The organism is Undibacterium sp. Ji83W, assembly GCF_049340385.1.
GTDB lineage: Bacteria > Pseudomonadota > Gammaproteobacteria > Burkholderiales > Burkholderiaceae_D > Undibacterium.
Genome location: NZ_JBMPOZ010000021.1, coordinates 90943 through 112640, shown reverse-complemented (window position 1 = coordinate 112640; position 21698 = coordinate 90943). Strand labels below are relative to the sequence as shown.

Sequence of the window (21698 nt, the reverse complement as noted above, 5' to 3'; positions counted from 1 at the left end):
TCAATGAGGATAGTGACAATGAAGCTGGACTGGATAGATAAGTATCCTCAACATAGTCCAGCTTTCAACAAGGTTGACGTGTGTTCACACCAATCACATTTCAAACGCCGCCAGCTGTTTGCCCTTCGGGGTAACCGCTAACTCCTTTGTTATTGGGAAGATAAGTCCAGACAGGGTCGCCAGTATTATTGGCGGCACTACCTATACCACCACCACCACCACCACCACCACCAAAAATACTACCGACCCCTTTGACCAAACCACCCAGCAAATTTGATCCCAATCCACCACTCTGATTACCGGATGAGCCATTCGAGCTTGAAGTGCTGCTGATGCCCATGTACGGAGACAGGAGGCCGTTGATCCTGCTGGCCTGATTCAATGCATAATCATTCTGATTATTGGCAACTCCATAAGCATTATTGATTAATGAAGTAACCGCATTGAGGCCATTCAGTTTGTTTTGGCTATTGAGCTGGTTATTCGCCAACTGCCATGCAGCGTTTTGCATATTGGCTTGCTGGCGATTACCCAGGTTTGCCATATTGGTCGCCTGCATGCCTTGATAATTATTTTGATTGGCTTGCTGCAAGAAACCTGCATTAGCCAGATTGGTTTGCAAAGCCCCGCCAAACAATTGCGACAACACATTATTTTGTGCCGTTGCATTGAATTGATTATTATTGTTAGCCATCTGCGCATTGCCGAGATTGACCTGATTCTTTGCGCCTGCATCCTGTCCCGCCACATTGTATTGCTGGCCTGACAACCCCATCGCTGCATTGAGCTGATTTTGCCTGTCCTGGTTATACTGCCCGGATTGCGCAGCAACCGCAGCGTCTGTCATGTTTTGTCCAACTTGTGACAAGGCGCGGCTCATATTGCGTGCAAGAGAATCTGCCGCCTTTCCTTCTGCGATGCCTTGGCGTGATCCACCATATTGGCCATTGGTAATGGCATCTCCACGTAAAGAAGGCAGGATGTCTTCCTTGAACTGTTGCATGGCATCGTTTTGCAAATTCTGGAATTGTGCAGAACTTTGATTCAAGCCTTTCTGGATAGCGCCAGCCAGATAGGGATTATTCCCAAGATCGCCATAAATCACATCTTGAAAAGCCCGGCCCAGACCAAGATTATTTTGCCCTGGAGCGTTAATCAACGCAGCAGGGCCTGCTTGCGCCAAGGCAGAAGTCGCCGCCTGATACGCTTGTGGCATCTGGCTGAAAGCAGCATTCATGGGCATGGTGTAAGCGCCTTGTGCTGCCTGCATGCTGACAGGGTCATAGGCGTTTTTCATCAATCTGAAGGCTGAATCTCGCGCTTCCCCCATATCCCAGGCAGAATTGGTGCCGAGATAATTGTCGGCGGCCTGGCCATAATTGGCTAATCCCTGATTTTGTTTTTTATCAAACAAGCCCTGATAGCGCCCCAACAAGCCATTGTCGTTGATATAGTCGCCTTCGTCATAAACTGGAACACCTGATTCATTTATTTCAGTCGGCGTTGCACCAGACTTAAGTACCCTGCCTGTGCCAAAGAGTATGTTGGCGATGCGTGGATCTAGCTGCGCCTGGCCACTTTGGCCCGAGGGTTTCGGATCATCCTTGAGCAACGCTCCACCGATTACGCTTACCGCCGCACCACCGATATATCCCCATGTCATGTCAATTCTCCTTTTATGCTCGCAATCATTTCCAATGCATCAATTTCTTCAAAATTTTTTGCGATAACTTCCTCTTCAATTTTCTCAAGATCCGTTTCATCAGTAACATGAATGGTTGTCCAGATTGTTTCTTCATGCACTAGCACAACACGCTTGGTGCCTGGTGAAGAAACAAAGGTGCACGGACCACGAAATTCAACAGGCCCGTCTTCTGTCAACACTGCAACATGTCCTTTTGAGATGATGTTCAAATGCGCATGCTTATGTATTTTTCCGATGATTAAGCCGCCAGCAGGTAATGTCATTTCGCGCCCGTACGACCCTGGAGCGAAGAAATGGCGGACAGGAAAATCCATTTCCGTAAAATTACCGGTATCTCTTGCAGAAAGCATCTGATCTTGCAGTCGTAAAATTAGATCGCGTATTTCTGATTTGGTCTTGTGCGTATTAAGTGAAAAAAAATTTTCTTGTTCGATGAGTGTGTTCATGTGTCACCCAAATTTTTGCAAAATTGCAGTGGCGAATTGCTTGATCATTTCTGGCTTTCCTGCCATATGCTCAAGCGACTGGATTATTTTTTTTGTTTCAGGGACGTGATGTCTCTTTAGATCAGCTATAACAGCAGCCACCGTCTTTGCGCTTTGGTCGTTCAATAGTGCATTGGCTAATCGCAAAGCATTTGCTTTGTCTTGCGCTCGCTGTAAAAGCCCGCCACTAGTCATGTGGTGACTGCCAAGTATTCCTCTTTCCATGTTTTTTCCTAACCTAAAAATATCCAGGAAGATGCTGTTGCTTTGTAGTAATACACACCTGTACCGGAACCTGGATTCCAATTGACGCCGTCAGCGTAGCGAATGTCCCCGTCTCTGGGCTTGGCTGGCGCAACTGTAGTCTTATCCAGGTGTCCCAGAGACAAGCCGGTGACAGCTGTAGCTATTTTTTGCAATTCAGACGAAAAAAAACGCTGCATTTCTGCAGCGTCACCTGGTACTTGTGATGGCGAATAGGCCACCGTGTTTGAATTGCTTAATCTCACCATACCCCCATTGTTTCAACGTCGAGATCAACCGAATCGAGTCGCCATTGAAAGGCCGATCCAGATGCATAACGATGTGCAATATAACGACCGCTGGCAAACAAATCTACCGCAACAGTCGAGCCTATGGTGTAGGTGCCAGTAACCCATACCGGTTCATCATAAGGCGTGTTGGCATATCCTACGCTGATCATGACAGTCTCACCATTATTACCGACGATGCGGGGGCGTACTCCCTTGACTAATTTAATGCTTTCAGGTGTGTCAAAAGATAAACCCCGGCGTTCAAGAAAAGCATTCGGCATGACTCCATTGAATGAGGCAGAAGCATCCAGCATATAAAACTTTTGATCATTTGACGCCATGACTACACGTGCAGTATCAGGTGTGTAATCTGGGCCGCTCCAAAATGTCAGGTCAGAATCCCAGGAATCTGAATCTTGCGCCCACGTGCCACCAAGGTCACTTGATACAGCACCATAATTTGCATGGTTCACGTTGGGTAAATCACGGAAAGAAACCGTCTTATCGACAAAATTGTAAACCATAGCCTTGTCACACACGCTGGAACCGATAGAAGGATAAGCCAGATAAATTTCGTTCAGGAATGGATTCTTGAACACGAATACATTACTGCGATAATTGACGTCGATATTTTGAAAAAAGAATCTACGCGTCTGCTTGTCCAGCACTGAAGTTGCTGTCTGTCCATCATGGACAATGACATCAGAACCAGTCACAACAAAATGCCAGCCATCAAATTCAACTGCACAATTACGATTGAGCAAGCCTGACATGCCCAATATTTTAGAAAACCGGAACATCGACTGCCCACCGACAAAATCCATACGATGAGTAGAATTTTCTGTATAAATGATAAAAGAGTCGCGTAAAGGCAAGCCATCGACAACAGGGCTGTTTGCTTCTGCCAGATCAACTTCACCTGCATCTTTAGTTGCATCTGCAGCGTCCCAACTTACCGGGAAAGCACCTGGATCAGCCGGATGCGACCACTTGACCAGAAATGGCTTATTTACTCCCGAAACAGTCAAGTTCATAGCGATCAGAAAATTCTTGTATGCTCGTAAGGACTTGCAATAGGTATTTGCTGGCCAATTAGGCAAGTCAACAAACTTGTTGGCCACATTCAAATCCCAGCACATCGGTACTTTCAACGCATCACCGACATTCAGTATCGGCAAACCCGACAGCAAGGCATGGGTCCACTGATTGACCACACCTGCTCTTGGCACTGTATGGCTAATATCGGTATGAGTAACGACTCCACCAGCATAAGTAACTACATATGATTTAGTGGCACTCATGTATACCCAGTAGCGGTTACTGGATATTGTCACCGGCAAAACGTATTGCGGTATTACAGTTGGGGAGTTGTACACTTCACCATGCCCATAAAACTGGTAGGCATAGCCGTCAAGAAAGCGAATATTACGCGCATCTGTCCAGGCATTGACAGGTATTTCATGCTGGGAAAGATCCTTATTCACCCCGAATTGCCCGACATTTTGTATTTTAACGAGAGCCATATGCGCTTAATAATCCATAGCGGTTTTGATTGTTGTTGGCAGGTTGTTGCTGTCCAGAGCCCTGATTGAGCAATCCCCTCGGTTGCTGAAAATTGTTTTGAAAGCCACCGTTATAGGGTTGACTTTGATTTACCTGTCCCCATGACGAAGATTGATTTTGATATGACTGCCCCCAAGGCGGGGCAGAATTATCATATTGCTGCCCCGAGGATTGAAACTGATTCCAACCCGATTGTTTCGAAGGAAAATCCTGCTTCCCATTTGACGTATTCGCCACTTCCTGCTGTGTGCTATTTTGTCCCCAGTACTGATTGGCCGCTGGTTGATTAGTGCTAGCCCAGTTTGTATTTACTGCCTGGTTATATGCAGGCGTTTGCTGAAATGGCTGCAAATAAGGATTCTGTTGCTGTGTTTGCTGTTGCTGTGATGCGCCTTGCTGCTGTGGAAAGAACTGCTGCATCTGCTGACGTTGCGTGGAAGACAGTCCTTGTAATTGCTGCTGTAAATACGACTGTTGTGCTGAATTGAGACTGCCATAAGTCTCTATCCTCTTTTGCATGTCCTGGTAGGGATCATTTGAATACATGCCTGAAGTCTGTAGTGGCGTGTAACCCATCTCATTTGCCCACGCCCGCATTTGCGGCGATGCGCCGTATTTGTCTGCCAACCCTTCAAATACGCCAGAGCCTTTCTTCCATGCATCGGGCCCTTGCTGAAAATAATTAAGCACATCCACATCTGCCTGACTGGCATTGCCACCAAACACTTTTCTGTTTGCGGTGTCCAGGACACTGTCCTGCGTGTAGCCATAGCCATTCTGACCAGCCAGTTTCAGCCATTGTGCATCCTGATCATTGACTTTACCTTGCAAACCCGCTTCCTGGCTGGCTTTGAGGTAGTCATATCTGACTTCTGCTTTTTGCGCATCACTGAAATTGGCCCCAGCTCCGGCGCCATTCATAAGGCCGCTGACGAATGCCGCGGAGCTATTCAAATTTAAAAATGGATTAACATCACCCATGACGTAACGACCATATTTGTTTTTCAGCTGAGATAAATAATCATTAGCTCCCCCATTATCGAAACTGGAGGACCTGTCCATGGACATGGTGTTATAGACGGGTTCGTTTTTTGCACTGACAGGTGGCGAAGTGCGATTCGAATTAGCTGATGCCTGCCCAGTGCCAAAATCTACCGGCATCTGGGTTTGAATATTTGAAGATCCTACTCCCTTGCCATTCGTGAGATTTTGCGCAGCGGCGACCAGGAATGCATTGTGAGAAACATCATAGCCCTTGTTTTTTATCTCGTTATTCCAATAATCGATGCCTGCCTGATCACCAATTCGACCAAATGGCGTGTACCAATCAGCTGATTTATTAGTGAATTTTTGATCTGAGATGCTATCCGCACCAACACCCTTGCCACTTGCCATATTCTGTGCAGTGGCAGTAAGGAAGTTTCGGTATGCAGTATCATATCCCTTACTGGTGATTTCATTATCCCAGTAGTCCATCCCTTCCTGGTCGCCGATCCGTCCAAATGGTGTGTACCAGTCATACGACTTGTTTCTGCTTAGCTGGTTGGCAGGTTTAATCGGGTCATTGCCGATTCCAACAATATTATTTTGTGTCATGATAAACCTCACTCTTTCGGTTTAGTAAATACCTGACCGTTCCAATGGTCACCTATTGATACAATATCGTCGCAGGGAATGTAGCCTGTTACCACGCCCAGAACAATATTCACTACGATGCCATTTTCAATTTGTGCGCTTTTCATATTTACCACCAATAAATAACAACCAAGCCATCCCCCCCCTTGCCGGAGGTACCTGAATCAGTCCCACCTCCACCACCGGAGGGGAAGCCACCGTCGTATCCATTGAGGCCAGTTGATTGCGCACTCGTTCCACCAGAGCCTGCACCACCCATGAGAGCGTGCAATACACCATCCACAGTATTAGCTGTGACTTGACCCGAATACGCGCCAGATTTACCTCCTCTATTTTGCGACCAACCGGGACCGCCTCCTCCGCCAGCAAATAAACTTGCACCGCCAGTAAAGCCAACGTTCGTTGCGCCACCTGAAGCGCCTCCCCAAACTGCGCTGCTCCCTTGTCCCGAATTTTCACCGCAAGCCCCGCCATAATCACTAGACGCATTCCAATTAAGGTTTGAAATACTTGCATTTCCCATTCGGATGCATGGAGCGCCTCCCAAACCTCCACTTGTGCCAATTCCAGCTAAACCACCGCCCCCTCCACCGCAACCCAAACCGCCTCCACCTCCACCGTAAGCCTCGATTAAAAAACCTAATATTGCAGAACCAAAAGACGACTTTCCTCCCGTATTACCCCCTCCCCCCCCAGTGGTAACACTAGCACCACCAGCTCCTACTGCCACCGGCACAACTGCGCCAGGCTTCATCAATTGCGCAGGAATCATAGACCTATGCCTTGCTCCACCACCACCTCCAGAAGCATAAGTTGCGACACTTGCACCACTACCGCCCGCTCCAAATACATCGACTAAATAATAGTTAGCCATTGGCACTTGAAAATTTCCCGATGTTTTAAACACCTGAAAACCCGCCCCTCGCGGCGCAGCCCCCACAAAACCCGTAAACCCAGTCATAATTAATAATCCCCCGAGTGCACACGTACACGCCAGCCGGCAGCTACCGCTGTCCCGATGGTGGCGTACAATATATATCCTGCTGGAATAGCACGATTAACAGGAATCACAACCTTCGTCTGAGCTGCGATTTCAGTTAAAGTCGTAGCGGGCAAATTCACTTCTTCCCAAAGTATGTTATTTGTAGCTGTGGTTGTCGTAGCACCATTATTCAAAAATACGCGTAAAACTGACGCTGTATTCGTACCAATTGGGAGCGCCTCCACGCTTTCAACGAATGCACCATTGACACCTGCAGGCGCAGAAATTTGTGTCACCGTACCAGTGCCATCTTTGGCAGTATTGGCCGCAGTAATTACTGACGGCATCGTCGCCGGAAATTTTGGAGTCAATGGAAATATAGGTTTTTGGTTCGCTGCCATGCAATCTCCTTAAAAATTATTGTATAAATACAGATCACTACCGACCGAGCCCGCATCACCCCAAAAAGCGGTGCTGCCATCACTTAAAATAGTCTGACCTGTTGTCGCGACACTCTGCCCAGGCAAAACTGCAGAAAAGACCAATCCATCTGCGTACATCTTGCTAACTGCATGAGCGGCAGAAATCGGGGTTGCAACGCTCAGCACAGCTGTTGAGAAATCATGTGCACCAGCGTAGCTTTCCCCGGCTTTATTCGCCTTGGCATTCATACTTGTGCCAGTCAACGCTCCACCCACGTCCAAAGAACCACTCACAGTCTGATTACCACTCAACGTCAAATTCCCCGTCAAAGTCTGATTGCCAGTCCTCAACAAAGTCTCCGATCCTGCAATGATGACAAAATTCGTACCGTCATACATCAACAGCAATGGCTGATTAGCTATGATGTCGCCAGCAGTAGGGTCCGCCCCCAACAAAGTCTTGACCGGCTTCGCACCAAGACCGGATACATTCATAGTTAAAGCACCGGTCCCCACATTGACAGGTCGGTACAACAACAACAGTCCCGTTGTATAAGCCAACAAAGCAGTAGCAGGATTTAAGACATGCGCCGCAGCCGTACCGGTTTCTGCAGCAGTAATAATCACCGCGCCGGTAAAACCAGCAAAGCATTCCTTTAATACCGTTTTCAGCATGCGGATATGATCATCCCCCTGGGATTTTGGATCAGATGCCGTTGGATTCGTGATCGTCAGATCATTGATATAATTTGCAGTTTCCAATGCCATTATTTAGCCCTCACTTGCATGGTTGAACCTGAATACCAGTCTATGGAATTGATGGCATCCACACTTTGCAAATACAGTTTTTCAAAAGTAGGAATGCGCGCATCATTCATGATAAAAGGCTGTGCAGCACATAAAGCAGCGTACAGATACACGTTGGGAAAAGCCGCCAGCAACCAGTTCGTCGTATTGATCGTCGACAAGGCCGGTATGCGCTGCTGATAGGTCAATTCCAGTTGATAAGCTGCATCCGGTACCGGTGCCAGTTGCAGTTGCTGACCAATGACAGAAAATGCCACTGGCTTGCCAGTCGCTGCACCTGCATGATCAGCACTGAGTTGATCTGGTGAGGCATAACGCAACACTGTGACCGGATCGCTACGCAAGATTAGCCGTCTCATTTCCAGCATATCGAGCGGCAAGTTCACATAGGCATTACCAGCTATTGTCGTCAGATTGCTGCGTATGTCCATGGGCCGCGCCACAATGTCCGAAGACATCTTGGCTTCAGCCAGAGCAATAAAATCAGCAATGAACGGAGTCAGATCAGTGCGATGCAACCAGCTACTCATGGCTGTTTGCAAGCTTGCATAGTCAGTGATGGCGCTCATACCCGGCCTCCCCATACACGAAAGGCAGACAATGCCGGATCTGCCAGCATGCTCTTTACATGCACGGCTTCCACCATGAATTCCTGGAAACTGATGCCTTTATCGTTCAGATATTTCTCTACGATCACCATGGGAAAAGACGCTGCATGTCGCATATCAGTCGAACCATGCTTTCCTTCTTTATGCAAAGCTTGGGTATGCTCCGCAATGACCGTGCAATCCTGTACGCGCTCAAACGTGACATCACCACCTTCGACATGGATATTGGTCATGACTGCCATTACATATTCTCCAGCGGAGAAACCTGCACCACACCCGCAGCAGCCACCTGTATCGCAGCAATCCTGTCATTGCCATTCACACTTAGAATGACAGCGTCACCGGGCTGTATCTGCAAATCGGTACTCAGAGCAGTCGCCGATGATTTTCCCAGACGCACACAAGCTGGCGCGGTCGCAGCGACACGAATAAAGCGCGGCAATTCACCGCTGGACATTGTTGGAATAGTTGCAGATGCGGACGTACCCGAAGTGGCTATTGCCACCCCGGTGGTCTGACTCGAGACGGTGATATATCCACCATTCATAAAACCTCCTGCGCTTCACAGCGTTTTAATTCAATTGAAAAAGGCGGGGCTTGCACCCGCCAGCTTTTTAATGCAGTCACCAAATAAGGCTGACTACATAATGCGACATCAGGAATTACAAGACGTCGTAAATCGCACCATGCGCTTTCGGCGCGCGACATTCCAGCGTGTATTCCACCACAAGTTCACGCTGCACTGCATCGCCTGTCGTCGCCAGTTCGATTGTGCTGAACGGGCGCAGGTAAGCCAGTGCCAGTTTGTCGGCCTGCAAGACAAACACATCACGTGCTGCCTGGAAGCGGTTTGGCACCACCTTCAAGGAACCAAAGTCAGATACATACACATCAATCGCCGCATACAATTTCGCATCTTCCGACTTATCGAAACGTGTAGCATTGCCAGAAAATGTAGAGAAAGTCTGCTTCTGCGCAGGACCAACCATGATGGTGTCAGGCTCGCCACCGGCGCTATAGCATTTCTGCAAGACGTTCTTCAACTGTGCTTCAGTGAAAGCACGAGGTGTACCGACCGTGCGGCCAGTGTTACCTGTGTACGATGCCAAAGTACCGGCATTATTATCGACGTTATCAACCACCCAACCGATCAGACCACGTGCCTGGCGCGGTGCAGTTGCGGCAACATCGAGTTGACACAGGGCCGACTCCATATCACGCTTCAGTTCCAGCGAGGCCATGGACAACTGGTAAGCCAGTTCATCCTTGCGACCCGCAGGGTTCATCGCTTGCTGTGTACCGGAGACGATGACGGTCTTCGATGCGATCTGGGTACGGTTGCTCAAACGCACAGTCGGCGTCACGCTCTTGGCCGTGGCATTGTCACCCTCAGCCTGTGCATTGGTGGTAACTGCGCTGGCCAGATCCTGCGTTTGCCATTCATGCAGCGTGTTGCTGGCCTTGGCCTTGGCAGCCATATTCATCAAAGGCGTAGTGGTGGGGGAAATGCGGTAGATGATATCGCTGAGATCTTCCTTGTTACCAATTGCGCTGGTCGTTACATAAGTATTGCTTGGTGCTGTCATAGATTTCTCCGGGGTCTCGCGACCTTAAATAAATTTTGCAAAAAGGGATGCTGCGTCTTCAACTCTGCCGGATTTGGCAAGACGCTGCATGGCAGCCTGACGACCATCACCACCGGGTGATTCGCCCACACCCGGCCTGACTACCTTTTGCGGTATGCTCGTCACACGTTTGGCTGCCGCATTGGCTTTGGACATCATGGCGTCGTACAGCATGGCTTTGCGTCCCAGCAAAACTGCCTTGTGGTCAGCAATGCTGTCTACCAGTTGATGTTCAAAACCTTGCTCCAATAAATAGCGGCGAATGGCGTTACTTTCAGCCTCAGCCTTTCTGCTGTCTTTCCAGTCCGGTAGCTTGGCAAGAAGTTCTTCTTGCTGCGTATGGAGCACAGACTCCAGATGGTGCGCCTGCTCTGCCTGGGCAATATGCGCCAAGTGTTGTTGTTGCTGAACATTTTTCTGATAGGCTGCTTGTCTCCTTTGATAGAGGTGCTGCTGTTTCAGATATTCAGCCGGGTTATTGTCCAGCAAATGTTCCCAGTCTATCTGCTGTTGCTGGTTCAAAGCGCCTTCGATTTGTGCCGCCATCTTTTGCAGATTGCTGGCATATTCCTGGCGCTCCTGGGTTGCCCTATGGATTTCAGCGTCAGCAGCCTTGCGCTGTTCAGCCACTTCCATGGTCTTTCTGGTGTAGTCGGATTGACGTAAGCCATTTTTATAGGCATCTGCCAGCTCTGCCTTGGACAAATTAACGGTCTTGCCATCTACTACAATGGTGACAGCCTCATCATCTCCAGCATGCAAGTCCTGCTCTGCATCCTCAATGCCTGGCTCTGCAGGCAAAGTATCATTCCCGTCTCTCCGTCCACTCAAGTCATCAAGCACTTCCTTCTCCAGAGCCTGGGCACTTTTTTCATGTGCCTGTGGTTCCAGAAAAGCGCCCATTGCTTGCGCTGCACCATCTATATTCAAAGCACTACTTGTGGGTTCAGTTACCTGATTATCCATATTCCCTCTCCAATCAATGAATGGGACTTCCACCCATTCCCGGCGCCTCACGGCGTTAAGATTTATCCGGCAGAAAAGCCGCTACTGCGGCCATCCAGTGTGCCGGACCGCTAAAAGTGAACTGCATCAGTTGAAAGCAGAATGCCTGTCACGTGCGCGCCGACCATGACTGCGTTGCAAATGCTCTCGATAGTCCCACTATCGATGTGCTTTGCGCCTTGCCCTGGTTCGCCGGGCACGCGCCCTTCACTTCTGCTTCAACTGCTACAGTCCACTAGACTTTTACTAATTCACCACTGTTCAGCTGATAAGCAGCCTCGCCACATGCTACCCTGACCCAGCCTTTGGCTGTCTGTATCATCGCCACCGTGGGATGCGGGTGAAAAGCCATGGCAACCGAATCCTTCCAGCCCTTGAAATCTTGCACTACCTTTACCAGCTCTTCAAACGATGCATCAGGCCTTGCTTGTGCTCCACTTCCAGTTGCGCCAGCTTGCCGGTCTCCAGCGTTGTATCGAGCTGGCTTTTGAGTTTCTTCAACATGGCCAGATACATCCAGAGTTTTTCCCGTCCCTCGGCGTCGCGTGCTGGTGAGTTTTTCCATTTTTCTGTGACCTCGTTTTCTATATTGGCAAATGCCTGTTGATAGGCTTCGTTCTCCAGCACTTCCCTGGCGCGGCTGGCTGCGTGTACGCGTTGTTCAAATGTGCTCATCATTCGCTCCTGTCAATCCATCTGCCATCCCCACAGCTAAACCGTTCACGCAAGCATCCAGTTGAGCTTGTGGCTGCATCTTCGCTTCTGCCGCAATACGGGCCACCATCATCCTGGTTTCAGCTTCCAGCTGTGCTTTCCAGCGTTCAAACTCCATGCGCTGCTGGGCCAATTGTGCATCCAGTTGTGCTTTATGCTGGCGTTCCTGCATATCGTTCTGCGACTGCGCCTGCTGTTTTTGCGCTTCCAGTTGCAGTTCACGCTCACGCAGCATGGCTTCCTGTTGCAATTCACGTTCGCGCATTTGCATGTCCATCATGTGTTTTTCTTTACTCGCCTGCATTTGCATCTGTGTCTTTTGTTGTTCGGCCTGCATCTGCATTTGCGCAGGGTCAGGCGGTGGTGGTGATGGTGGTGCTTGTGGATTTTTAGCAGGGTCGCTAAAAAACTTGTCACCATTCTTGAATCCCAGCAAACGTGCCAGCTCTGAGCTGGATTGATAAATCCCTTGCGGATTCGCTATCCCCAAAGGAAAAACCTTTTCCTGTTGTGCCAACAAGGCCATCAAATGATTCACTTTCTGGTCTTTGTTGCCCAGGCCTATGCCGACATTGATACTCACGTCAAACTGATTGCGCCATTCACGCGGATCAATATCCACCCAGCCATTCGATAACCTGACTTGCGCTTTCTTGTCCTGATGCTGGCATATCAATTTCAACACCAGTTTGAACAATTCAGTAAAACCTTCAGCAAAATTGCGCGAGATCAAGTCCAAACGCATGTCTGCCTTGTTGGTGATGATATTCATGCCCTGCGCAGTCTGATTCAGACCATCAGAATCATTGCCCTGGCTATAGCGTGTCCAGCCCGTCTTGTTTTCCAGGTCTTGCTGTATATAGTCCAGCAAACCCATGGCTTCGCCTGTATTGCCCTGCGCCTGGTCCAGCCTGCCTACCGCACCAGGCTGTTTGATACGTACCACTCCGCCAGGTCGTGAAGTCAGCAAATCATCCAGATTCACCTGGCCTTCGACTGCGTAATAACGGCCATTGACGTTCAAATAGAGATTATCGAGCTGGCTGCGCAAGATGCTGGTCTTGGTCTTCTGGCTTTCCATCGCCAGATCAGCAATCGACAGTCCAAAGAAAGTATGCGGCAATGGCACAGGCGTAATATCAACAAAGGGGATGAAATCTACCTCTTCATTATCAAGCAGTTCATTGCCGGCTACCGTCACCTTGCGCAATTCACTGATGCCATCGCCGTCAAAATCACAACGCACATACGCTTCCGTGATCCATATCTTGCGCTGGCTGTCATCAGCATTCGTGACTTCGTCAGACAAATAGGCATTTTCATCATTCCAGCTCAGCCGCTGTATACGTTCAAGATTCAAGGCTTGCCCCTGATCTTCGCCACTGATATTGTCAACGTTCTTGTAACCCATGGATTTTAACTCAGACACTGTGCGCTGCACTCTATGTCCGACAAACTTGGCTGTCTGTATATCCTTGGCATTGCGCGCAATCAGAAATTCTTCAGGTGGCACATTGTCGATTTGTATCTTGCCACCCGTCTTCACGCGCTTGCAAGTAATGTCGTACAGCAGTTCTGGTGGCTGTGACTGGATTTGCTGCAACTGCGCTTGCAGCTGTTGCACCGCTGGATTAGCTTGCGGACTTGCTGGCGGCATATTTGGCTGGCCAAGTGGCTGTCCGGGTTGCTGAGGATTCGCCTGTGGTCCTTGAGGTGCCTGCATCGCCTGCTGCATTTGCTGATTGATCTGTTCAACTGCCTGCTGGCGTTGTTTGGTATCGTCTTCATCCGGATAAGCCCGCTGAGCTATCACCTCAATTTCAGGGTCATCCAGAATTTGCGCCAACTCTATCTGGTTCAAACCTTTATATTCTTCTTTCGCCTCTTCAAAGCGCGTATCCCACCACACCTTGACGATGCCATTTTTTTGTAACAGAGCGTCCTTCATCCACACATAAGCTATCTTGTGGCCGTTATTCTTTTTAAAGAACAGGTAATTGACGTACTCAGTCGCTGCCTTGGCCCTGGCTTCATCATCCGGGTTTTGCGGTTCAAATTCCACGATGGAATCACCGCCGCAAAACGTCAGCATCAATTGCGGCAACATTGACTCTATTGTGTCCCTCACATCGGTAGAAACCACGGACGAACGACCATCCACTTCTGGCGGTGACAAATCACCAACTGCCAGGCCCAGATAATAATATTCCGCCTTTTGCCTGGCTTGCGACAAACGCGAAGATGAATAACCCAGGCTCTGGCGCATTTCTGTCTGCACCAGTGCTTTCAATTCGTCTTGAGATAAAGCTTTAGCCATTCCGTCCTCTATGCATAAGTAAATTTAGGGTAAGTCAGTTTGCCGCCCCATTCTTCGTTCGACATCGTTTCTGCATTGATGCAGATATAGCGCAGATTGTCCGCACCATGGCTGAACTCATCATGCAAGGGTGCGCCAGCTTCATTCGTGCTTTGGTTGATAACGCGGCGATAACGCTTTACGCATTCAATCAGGCGCGCAGTTTTGTCCGCATCAAACCACAGGCGTCCAAATGTCATGCGCGTCAGGCGTATGCCATCTTCGACACTCATACTGGGTGTGATTGCCACATCCCAGCCCAAGGCCGTCATGATTTCTTCTGCGCTCTTGCCAGTCTTGAAATCCTTATTACGACCGTCATGAGGTAAAAATAATTTTCCCCAGTTCATATTCTTTTGCTTCAACAAGGCCGAGTAATAATCCAGGGTCTGGTGGCTGTCTTCCTGGTATTCAATCACCCGCAATTCCGAACTTTGCCTTTGCACCAGGCTGATCGCCATCGCATCATTCCAGCCCAGGTCAACCACCACATGCACTTTCAGCAGGGGGTCATACGGCACATGACAAATCCTGCCCTGCGCACTGGCAACTTCGTGGTAATAAATCGCCCCACTGACTGCCGGTTTGCATTCACCATCCCAGATATTTTTATAAGCTTCAGGTTCACGCTGCATGCAGGTTTGCCTTTCTCTTTCCAGCACGTCTGGGAACCATGGGTTATCGCGCCAGTTCATCAAGATCGAAACACAATCATGCGGTGGCCGTGCGACAAAACGCTGATGAGTAGGATCGGTTTCCAGCTCCGGGTTATAAGTCACCCAGATTTCTGATCCTGCCGTGCGTATAGTCGGTATCAAAATACTCCATGACCTGTCTGAAACACTCTGTCCTTCTTCTATCCAGACCTTGGTACAACCTTCAAATGACTTGATGCTGTCAGCCGTCTGGTCAGACAAACCGCTGAAATAAAAACGCGTGCCATTCATGCCGCGAATTTCTGATTCATACACCTGGTAGAAATGACTCAAGCCAAGTGCAGTAATCTGGTCACGCAAAAGCTGGTGCACAGATTGCTTGATCGATCTCTGTAATTCACGAGCACATAAAATCCGCTCTATATTCTGCACGCCCAGCAACAGTAATGCTCGGGCAAAACCCCAGGACTTGCCACTACCGCGCCCACCACGCGCCACCTTGTAGCGGGCTGGCTGGAACAAGAATTCCAGCTTTTCAGGAAACTCGCATTCAATCTGCATTCGGCTTGACCAGTTTGATGGCGATATCGCTAATCAGATGTTCGCCGTTTTCTCCAGCCCCATTAACTTGCAGGGGCAAAATCTTCAGATACAAAACTGTCCAAAAGGCTTTTTCATTTGTCGGGTCTTCCCTTGCCCATTGCGCCAGGCGCAAAGCACCACCGAGTTCTTCACCCGCTTTGGCAATCGCATCCCTGACAGTCAGTGTCGATTGACTGACTGCTTTCTTAGGCCGTCCGCGTGCCTTGGTAACTGGCTTGGCCGCCATCTCAGATGCAATAGCAGTCTTCACAATTTTGCTTTCACTCATATATTTTCAGGATGCCTTGCGGCTTGTCCTGCTCCAGGATTATCAGCATTGGCCCGTCCGGGAATCATGGGCAGCGCATCTGCAAGGACTGCACGGTCTGCAATTGCAGGCGCACATTCCCATGATTCCCGTCAACGCCCAAAAAGATTTACCTGTCTGCTGCTTCGCGTTCAGTATGGTCAGCACTATGTGATAGGGGATACGCTTGCAATCACAAACAGGTAAAAGCCTGAGCGCCAGCACAAACATGTCGTGCGGCGCAATTCGGTCAATTTTCTGCATTCATCAACAAAATTCGTGAACAAAACGCAGAAAACAAAAAGCCCCGCTGCTTTACAGTAGCGGGGCCAGATCAAATCTAACAAATCAAATTCTTCAGGACGCAAATCGCCCTGAACAGAACTATATACTGATTAAATAATCAGTGCAAATTTTTCTTAAGCTCAGCACCAACAAGAAAATCTCCTGAAAACACAGCTCAGAAGCTTAAGAAAAAATCCTGCAGCTCAAAACCAAAAACCCCACTTTTTTCAAAGCAGGGTTCGTGGTTTTTATCTGAGGGATACAACAGTATGGCAACAGGACGCAGCTCGCCCTGAACAACACTATATACTGATTATTTAATCAGTGCAAATTTTTCTTATTAAATTAAAGTACGCAAGCACAACAAGAAAACAACATCTGAATTCAGCCTGGCACACGTTTTAATAAAAAGAAAATAATCAATAAAACAAGGCTTTAAAAACCAAAAACCCCGCTTCTTTCAAAGCAGGGTTCGTGGTTTTATCTGAGGGATACTAGTGGCCTGTCATAGTGGAATCGAGAGTGAAGAGCATGTACCCGGCGAATCAGGGCAAGGTGCAAAGCGGAGAGATAGCGAGGCTATCGCGAGCATTTGTAACGCAGCCATGATCGTCGCGCACATGGCAGGCACTCCGATTTCCACTGTGACAGGCCACTAGAGTATGGCAACAGGGCACAACTCTCCCTGAACAACACTATACACTGATTATTTAATCAGTACAAATTTTTCTTAGGCTTATATTTCACTATAAATGTCCCTCAGAACTACAGCGCAAAACCAGCGCTAACAAGCTCATAAATAAAAACACAAATCCCGCAAGATGAATAAAATCACAATGGCTTGCTTTCAGTCATATAATTATTCAAAGCAAATTTTTCGCTATGAGGTGTTCACCATGGGGAGCCAGGTATCTTGCCCGCATCGTCCTTGAACAATTTCTCATCTCTGGTAATGAGAAATCTGCTGCTGGCCTTCGTCTATATACTACTCGGACGCATTGCCTTGCTGCTGGCGATTCCTCCCGGATACGCCATTGCCGTCTTTCCGCCGGCTGGCATTGCTGTCACTGCCGTATTAATCGGCGGGTATCGCCTCTTGCCTGGTGTGGCCCTGGGCTCATGCATTTTCAATTTGTGGATAGGTTGGGAGAGCAAGGGGCAATTGACGGCAGCAACTACCGGCCTTGCGCTACTGGTTGCCAGCGGTGCCATGTTGCAGGCCATGAGCAGCACCTATCTGCTCAAACGCTTTGTCGGCTATCCTGCGGCACTGGATGATGAACGCCATGTTGCCCTCTTCCTGCTGCTGGCAGGCCCGGTTGGCTGTCTGGTCAATGCCAGTGTCGGTATCTTTTCCCTGTTCACCCTGGGTTTGCTACCTGCAGCTGACATGTTTGGTAACTGGCTCACCTGGTGGATAGGTGACATCCTCGGCGTCCTCATTGTCTCGCCGCTGGTCATGATACTGATAGGCCACCCGCGTACTATCTGGACATCCCGCCGCCTCAATGTAGGCATGCCTTTGCTGCTAACACTATCGGTTGTTGTTTCCGTCTTCCTCTACGTGCGTGAATCTGAGCTGGACCGGCAAAAACAGGAATTTGAAACTGAAGCCAGTCGCATGGTGCAAGCCATACAGCAAAGATTCGATTTCCAGAGCGAATTGCTGCGCAATCTGGAACGCTTCTTTGCCAGCACCGACCATGTCTCAAGAGCAGATTTCCAGAGTTTTGTCAGCTCTACCCTGCAAAGAGAAAGTACCATCATTGCAGTCGACTGGGCTCCCTTGGTCTTGCATAAGGACAGAGCGGCCTTTGAAGCCAGCTTAAGAAAAGAAGGCCATGCCTCATTCAGCATCAAACAGCGTACAGACAGCGGCATTTTCGATCCGGCTACTGCACGTGAATTTTATCTGCCCGTAGAATTTGTTGAGCCATACCTGGCTAACCGGCCAGCCCTGGGTTTTGATCTATTCTCTGAGCCTGGCAGAAGAGTTGCCATAGAAAGAGCGCGCGATACAGGCCATCTGAGCACCAGTTCTCCCCTGAGTATTGTCAGTACAGACAGGGCAAAAAATGTCACAGGCAGCCTGATTTTTGCGCCCGTGTACGCGCGGCATAGCCCCTTGTCTACACTAGAAGAAAGACGTGCCGCTTTTCGCGGTGTCGTACTCAGCGTATTGCAAGTGGACGACCTGATCAGGCATGTATTTACCGAAGAGGTACGCGCTCAGGTCTTGTTCCGCCTGCGTGATCTCAATAGTGCAGCCGACAAGGCCGATGTCTACGATACCCTGGACAAGCAAAAGACAACAATGGGTTTTCGCAGTGTCATCCTGTTTGGCGACCATGAATTTGAATTCACCGCCCAGCCCTCGCCCGCCTATTGGCAGTTGCATCATTCCTGGTCAGCCTGGGCCACCCTGATAGGCGGCTTATTCTTTACCAGCCTCGTCAGCGTGTATTTACTGGTCGTCAGCGGCAACGCCTTTCATATCGAGCATAAAGTCAGGCAACGCACGCTGGAACTACAAGCCAGCAAAGAAGAACTGATACGCAGTGGCCTGCTATTGCAAACCGTGATGGAAGGTACAGAATCCTATATCCATGTACGTGATCTTGAGGGTCGCTACCTCTACATTAACAAGGAATACGAAAACGTCTTCCAGATGAAGCGCGAGCAATTGATAGGCCAGATCATAGAAGACGTTTTCCCATATGAGCTGGCCAGAAAATACCGTAGTGCTGAACAAACCGTCATCGCCACCAAGACCGCATTGCGCACCGAAGCCATAGTGCAGCAAAAAGATGGCATGCATACTTACCTCGTCGTGCGATCCCCGCTCATCAATGCCGATGGTGAAGTCTTCGGCGCCTGCGGTGTCGGCACCGACATCACCCAGCGCAAGCGCGATGAAGTTGCCCAGTACGAAAACCTCATGCTGCTGCAAGCCGTCATGGACAGCACCGCATCGGCAGTCTGCCTGCGCGACAAGAATGGCAACTATCTCTATGCCAACAAGGAATATGACAGACTCTTCAAGCCCGCCAATATTCCCAGTCTGGTTGGCACCAGCGTGTACTATCTTTTCTCAAGGGACAAGGCAGAACAATACATGCGCATGTCGGACGAAGTAATACGAAACGGGACCATACACCGCACAGAGGTCGCCGTAACTGCAGGCGGCATCGACACCACCCACATCCTCATGCTCACACCCTTGCGCAATGAGTCAGGTGAAATTTACGGCGTCTGCACCGTTGGCACCGACATCAGCCAACGCAAAAAATCCGAAGAAGCCATCCTCGCCCTGAATGCGCAACTGGCAGCCACCACGGCCTTGCAAAATGCCATACTTCATAGCGCCAATTTTTCCATCATCGCCACCGACACCGCAGGCTTGATACAGGTCTGGAGCAAAGGCGCAGAACTCATGCTCGGCTATGGCGCGGCAGAAATGATAGGCCTGCAAACTCCAGTCTGCCTGCATGATGCTACAGAGCTTGCCACCCGGGCGGCAAAACTCAGCCTGGAATTTGATACCACGGTGGCCGCCGGGTTTGCCGTATTTGCCTTGCGTGCCTTGCATGGCATGGCGGATGAAAGTGAATGGACATACAGGCGCAAAGACGGCAGCCGCCTCCCCGTCATGCTCTCAGTCACAGCCCTGAAAGACAGCACAGGAGAAATTTCCGGCTTCCTCAATATCGCCTACGACATCACAGAACGCAAAAAAGTCGAGGTCATGAAAAACGAATTCATCTCCACCGTTTCGCATGAATTACGCACCCCGCTAACATCCATACGCGGTGCCCTTGGCTTGCTGATGGGTGGTGCGTTAGGAAAAATGCCTGACAGTGCAGAAAAAATCCTCGACATCGCCACCAAGAATTGCCAACGTCTGGTCAGGATGATTAATGACATACTCGATGTAGAAAAAATAGAATCAGGCAAGATGGAATTCAATCTCGCCCACGTACATTTGATCCCCGTATTGGAACAGGCCATCGCCGCCACTGCCGCCTATGCAGAGCAGCACCAGGTCAGTCTCAGGCTGCAGACAGAAGTTGAACACGAAGAAGACTTAGTCAAGATAGACACTGACCGCATCACCCAGGTCCTCATCAACCTGCTCTCAAATGCCGCCAAATTTTCACCCCAGGGTGCGACTGTCGATGTGCTGCTGACTGCACAAACCGGACAATTACGCGTCGCCATCATCGACCAGGGCATAGGCATCGCAGACGAATTCCGTGAGCGCATCTTCCAGAAATTTGCCCAGGCTATTTCTTCCGATTTCCATAAGAAAAGTGGTACCGGCCTGGGCCTGAGTATTTCCAAGGCCATCATCGAACATCATGGCGGGCAAATTGGTTTCACCAGCGTCATCGGCCAGGGCAGTGAATTTTTCTTTACCCTGCCTGTAGGTATTGAAGCTGCGAGTCAACAAAAAGAAAATCAAGCCTGAAAAAATATCGCCCCGGAGGCTGCCCCAAATAACGCTTGAACTTTGCAATAAAATTGCTCGGTGTCGCATAACCTAGCGCATCGACAACTGTGACTACTGCATTACCAGCAGCAAGGCGTTCCAGCGCTTGCAAGAGTCGCGCCTGCTGACGCCACCGTTCTGGTCAGGATAAATAAGCACACCTTGGTTATTACTTGCTCAGGTTAGCGACTATCAAGCACCGTCACAAATTAAAAAGTGTCAGCACTTGGTAACAGCCAAAAACGACACAGTAAATCGACATGATATCGCTGATACCCACCTGCCTAATCAGGTCGCGGCGAGAACTCGAGTATGAAAGTTTTTTTCCCATCGTTGACGCTAATTAATTTTCGTTCCGCAATCCTCCTGTTCCAACTTCGAGTGCGACCGCCAAACATATCTGGAGAAAATGATTCAATCAAATTGTCTTTGTCTACCGTGAATGTCCCAGCAAAGCAACTTGGGTCACAATCTCCAACATGTGGCGCAAGACCGCGTTTAGCAAGTACCAAGAGATCGTCGGTGACAGTTTCTGTGAAAGCCCAGAAATCAAACGGGTGATCGCGGTAACAGCTAATCCAGTCGCCATTGGCGTAGTAGCGCATGTAATGAAAACGAACACCATGCATGCGCACACCAGCATGCCACTCCTCCCATTCTCGAGCGCCAGAAGCATAAAAACCATCAAATAAAACTAATGCGCTCACTATTGGCGTCTTGCGGAACTTGAACCAAAACATTATTGGGTCCTGAGGTCATAAAGTGCAGTTAATAGGGATTCATTGCATGGAGACTCAGTAGCTTGAGTACGCTTAGATTCTATATCGCTTGGCCACCATCAGTCTGCTTTGTGTGTGCCTGACGAACAGTCGGTATTGAGGAACAGTGTCGGCCCATCATTTTGTCACCACAGTATGAGAGGCGTATCAGGCAGATGTA

The 21698-nt window shown here is 49.2% G+C and carries 22 protein-coding genes and 1 pseudogene; 1 reads left to right on the top strand and 22 read right to left on the bottom strand.

The window, feature by feature from the left end; translation table 11 throughout:
- Positions 1 to 100: 100 nt before the first annotated feature.
- From ACO0LD_RS25805 to ACO0LD_RS25710, 20 genes are all read right to left on the bottom strand, one after another.
- Positions 101 to 1663, bottom strand: a complete 1563-nt coding sequence (locus ACO0LD_RS25805; protein WP_423011330.1) for a hypothetical protein — start codon at positions 1661 to 1663, stop codon at positions 101 to 103.
- The gene (locus tag ACO0LD_RS25800) at positions 1660 to 2151 is read right to left on the bottom strand and encodes a hypothetical protein (RefSeq protein ID WP_423011328.1); all 492 of its coding nucleotides are present in this window, start codon (positions 2149 to 2151) and stop codon (positions 1660 to 1662) included. Before ACO0LD_RS25800 ends, ACO0LD_RS25805 begins: the two co-directional genes overlap by 4 nt.
- Before the next feature lie 3 nt (positions 2152 to 2154).
- Complete coding sequence (locus ACO0LD_RS25795) at positions 2155 to 2415, bottom strand: hypothetical protein (protein WP_423011326.1); 261 nt, start codon at positions 2413 to 2415, stop codon at positions 2155 to 2157.
- Between the two features lie 8 nt (positions 2416 to 2423).
- A complete protein-coding gene (locus ACO0LD_RS25790; protein WP_423011324.1) occupies positions 2424 to 2702 on the bottom strand; it encodes a hypothetical protein in 279 nt (92 codons plus the stop codon).
- Positions 2696 to 4246, bottom strand: coding sequence for a hypothetical protein (locus ACO0LD_RS25785; protein ID WP_423011322.1), 1551 nt, complete (start codon positions 4244 to 4246; stop codon positions 2696 to 2698). The genes ACO0LD_RS25790 and ACO0LD_RS25785 overlap by 7 nt, the downstream gene beginning before the upstream one ends.
- On the bottom strand, positions 4233 to 5882 hold the full coding sequence (locus ACO0LD_RS25780; RefSeq protein ID WP_423011320.1) for a hypothetical protein: 1650 nt from the start codon (positions 5880 to 5882) through the stop codon (positions 4233 to 4235). Before ACO0LD_RS25780 ends, ACO0LD_RS25785 begins: the two co-directional genes overlap by 14 nt.
- Positions 5883 to 5890: 8 nt before the next feature.
- Positions 5891 to 6028: a hypothetical protein gene (locus ACO0LD_RS25775; protein ID WP_423011318.1), complete on the bottom strand. Its 138-nt coding sequence runs from the start codon at positions 6026 to 6028 to the stop codon at positions 5891 to 5893.
- A gap of 2 nt (positions 6029 to 6030) precedes the next feature.
- Positions 6031 to 6795 (bottom strand): glycine-rich domain-containing protein, encoded by a 765-nt coding sequence (locus ACO0LD_RS25770; RefSeq protein WP_423011360.1) that lies wholly within the window; start codon positions 6793 to 6795, stop codon positions 6031 to 6033.
- Positions 6796 to 6884: 89 nt separating this feature from the next.
- Entirely contained in the window at positions 6885 to 7304 is a 420-nt protein-coding gene (locus ACO0LD_RS25765) for a hypothetical protein (RefSeq protein WP_423011316.1), read from the bottom strand.
- Between the two features lie 9 nt (positions 7305 to 7313).
- On the bottom strand, positions 7314 to 8000 hold the full coding sequence (locus ACO0LD_RS25760) for a hypothetical protein (RefSeq protein ID WP_423011314.1): 687 nt from the start codon (positions 7998 to 8000) through the stop codon (positions 7314 to 7316).
- 92 nt (positions 8001 to 8092) lie between these two features.
- The gene (locus ACO0LD_RS25755; RefSeq protein WP_423011312.1) at positions 8093 to 8701 is read right to left on the bottom strand and encodes a phage adaptor protein; all 609 of its coding nucleotides are present in this window, start codon (positions 8699 to 8701) and stop codon (positions 8093 to 8095) included.
- A complete protein-coding gene (locus tag ACO0LD_RS25750; protein WP_423011310.1) occupies positions 8698 to 8982 on the bottom strand; it encodes a hypothetical protein in 285 nt (94 codons plus the stop codon). The genes ACO0LD_RS25755 and ACO0LD_RS25750 overlap by 4 nt, the downstream gene beginning before the upstream one ends.
- Positions 8982 to 9287 (bottom strand): hypothetical protein, encoded by a 306-nt coding sequence (locus tag ACO0LD_RS25745; protein ID WP_423011308.1) that lies wholly within the window; start codon positions 9285 to 9287, stop codon positions 8982 to 8984. Before ACO0LD_RS25745 ends, ACO0LD_RS25750 begins: the two co-directional genes overlap by 1 nt.
- 115 nt (positions 9288 to 9402) lie before the next feature.
- Positions 9403 to 10326 (bottom strand): DUF5309 domain-containing protein, encoded by a 924-nt coding sequence (locus tag ACO0LD_RS25740; RefSeq protein ID WP_423011306.1) that lies wholly within the window; start codon positions 10324 to 10326, stop codon positions 9403 to 9405.
- Between the two features lie 24 nt (positions 10327 to 10350).
- Positions 10351 to 11331, bottom strand: coding sequence for a hypothetical protein (locus ACO0LD_RS25735; RefSeq protein ID WP_423011304.1), 981 nt, complete (start codon positions 11329 to 11331; stop codon positions 10351 to 10353).
- A gap of 274 nt (positions 11332 to 11605) precedes the next feature.
- The gene (locus ACO0LD_RS25730; RefSeq protein WP_423011302.1) at positions 11606 to 11758 is read right to left on the bottom strand and encodes a hypothetical protein; all 153 of its coding nucleotides are present in this window, start codon (positions 11756 to 11758) and stop codon (positions 11606 to 11608) included.
- 5 nt (positions 11759 to 11763) lie between these two features.
- Positions 11764 to 12048 carry a hypothetical protein gene (locus ACO0LD_RS25725; protein ID WP_423011300.1) on the bottom strand — a complete coding sequence of 95 codons (285 nt, stop codon included), beginning with the start codon at positions 12046 to 12048 and terminating at the stop codon, positions 11764 to 11766.
- On the bottom strand, positions 12032 to 14401 hold the full coding sequence (locus ACO0LD_RS25720) for a portal protein (protein ID WP_423011298.1): 2370 nt from the start codon (positions 14399 to 14401) through the stop codon (positions 12032 to 12034). The genes ACO0LD_RS25725 and ACO0LD_RS25720 overlap by 17 nt, the downstream gene beginning before the upstream one ends.
- Positions 14402 to 14409: 8 nt before the next feature.
- A complete protein-coding gene (locus tag ACO0LD_RS25715; RefSeq protein ID WP_423011296.1) occupies positions 14410 to 15657 on the bottom strand; it encodes a PBSX family phage terminase large subunit in 1248 nt (415 codons plus the stop codon).
- Positions 15647 to 15967 (bottom strand): hypothetical protein, encoded by a 321-nt coding sequence (locus ACO0LD_RS25710; RefSeq protein WP_423011294.1) that lies wholly within the window; start codon positions 15965 to 15967, stop codon positions 15647 to 15649. Before ACO0LD_RS25710 ends, ACO0LD_RS25715 begins: the two co-directional genes overlap by 11 nt.
- Positions 15968 to 17222: 1255 nt before the next feature.
- On the opposite strand from ACO0LD_RS25710, the gene ACO0LD_RS25705 reads away from it, so the two are divergent.
- Positions 17223 to 20738, top strand: coding sequence for a CHASE domain-containing protein (locus tag ACO0LD_RS25705; protein ID WP_423011292.1), 3516 nt, complete (start codon positions 17223 to 17225; stop codon positions 20736 to 20738).
- Here ACO0LD_RS25705 and ACO0LD_RS25700 read toward each other — a convergent pair.
- Together ACO0LD_RS25700 and ACO0LD_RS25695 are read right to left on the bottom strand one after the other, a co-directional pair.
- Positions 20683 to 20895: pseudogene (locus tag ACO0LD_RS25700) on the bottom strand (helix-turn-helix domain-containing protein); the annotation flags it as partial. The gene ACO0LD_RS25705 and the pseudogene ACO0LD_RS25700 sit on opposite strands and share 56 nt — an antisense overlap.
- Positions 20896 to 21043: 148 nt before the next feature.
- Complete coding sequence (locus tag ACO0LD_RS25695) at positions 21044 to 21499, bottom strand: hypothetical protein (RefSeq protein ID WP_423011290.1); 456 nt, start codon at positions 21497 to 21499, stop codon at positions 21044 to 21046.
- Positions 21500 to 21698 lie beyond the last annotated feature (199 nt).

Bases quoted from the DNA above. Each gene is read 5' to 3' on its own strand.
- ACO0LD_RS25805 (WP_423011330.1), bottom strand. From the start codon at position 1,663: ATGACATGGGGATATATCGGTGGTGCGGCGGTAAGCGTAATCGGTGGA.
- ACO0LD_RS25800 (WP_423011328.1), bottom strand. From the start codon at position 2,151: ATGAACACACTCATCGAACAAGAAAATTTTTTTTCACTTAATACGCAC.
- ACO0LD_RS25795 (WP_423011326.1), bottom strand. From the start codon at position 2,415: ATGGAAAGAGGAATACTTGGCAGTCACCACATGACTAGTGGCGGGCTT.
- ACO0LD_RS25790 (WP_423011324.1), bottom strand. From the start codon at position 2,702: ATGGTGAGATTAAGCAATTCAAACACGGTGGCCTATTCGCCATCACAA.
- ACO0LD_RS25785 (WP_423011322.1), bottom strand. From the start codon at position 4,246: ATGGCTCTCGTTAAAATACAAAATGTCGGGCAATTCGGGGTGAATAAG.
- ACO0LD_RS25780 (WP_423011320.1), bottom strand. From the start codon at position 5,882: ATGACACAAAATAATATTGTTGGAATCGGCAATGACCCGATTAAACCT.
- ACO0LD_RS25775 (WP_423011318.1), bottom strand. From the start codon at position 6,028: ATGAAAAGCGCACAAATTGAAAATGGCATCGTAGTGAATATTGTTCTG.
- ACO0LD_RS25770 (WP_423011360.1), bottom strand. From the start codon at position 6,795: ATGGCTAACTATTATTTAGTCGATGTATTTGGAGCGGGCGGTAGTGGT.
- ACO0LD_RS25765 (WP_423011316.1), bottom strand. From the start codon at position 7,304: ATGGCAGCGAACCAAAAACCTATATTTCCATTGACTCCAAAATTTCCG.
- ACO0LD_RS25760 (WP_423011314.1), bottom strand. From the start codon at position 8,000: ATGCTGAAAACGGTATTAAAGGAATGCTTTGCTGGTTTTACCGGCGCG.
- ACO0LD_RS25755 (WP_423011312.1), bottom strand. From the start codon at position 8,701: ATGAGCGCCATCACTGACTATGCAAGCTTGCAAACAGCCATGAGTAGC.
- ACO0LD_RS25750 (WP_423011310.1), bottom strand. From the start codon at position 8,982: ATGGCAGTCATGACCAATATCCATGTCGAAGGTGGTGATGTCACGTTT.
- ACO0LD_RS25745 (WP_423011308.1), bottom strand. From the start codon at position 9,287: ATGAATGGTGGATATATCACCGTCTCGAGTCAGACCACCGGGGTGGCA.
- ACO0LD_RS25740 (WP_423011306.1), bottom strand. From the start codon at position 10,326: ATGACAGCACCAAGCAATACTTATGTAACGACCAGCGCAATTGGTAAC.
- ACO0LD_RS25735 (WP_423011304.1), bottom strand. From the start codon at position 11,331: ATGGATAATCAGGTAACTGAACCCACAAGTAGTGCTTTGAATATAGAT.
- ACO0LD_RS25725 (WP_423011300.1), bottom strand. From the start codon at position 12,048: ATGATGAGCACATTTGAACAACGCGTACACGCAGCCAGCCGCGCCAGG.
- ACO0LD_RS25720 (WP_423011298.1), bottom strand. From the start codon at position 14,401: ATGGCTAAAGCTTTATCTCAAGACGAATTGAAAGCACTGGTGCAGACA.
- ACO0LD_RS25715 (WP_423011296.1), bottom strand. From the start codon at position 15,657: ATGCAGATTGAATGCGAGTTTCCTGAAAAGCTGGAATTCTTGTTCCAG.
- ACO0LD_RS25710 (WP_423011294.1), bottom strand. From the start codon at position 15,967: ATGAGTGAAAGCAAAATTGTGAAGACTGCTATTGCATCTGAGATGGCG.
- ACO0LD_RS25705 (WP_423011292.1), top strand. From the start codon at position 17,223: ATGAGAAATCTGCTGCTGGCCTTCGTCTATATACTACTCGGACGCATT.
- ACO0LD_RS25695 (WP_423011290.1), bottom strand. From the start codon at position 21,499: ATGTTTTGGTTCAAGTTCCGCAAGACGCCAATAGTGAGCGCATTAGTT.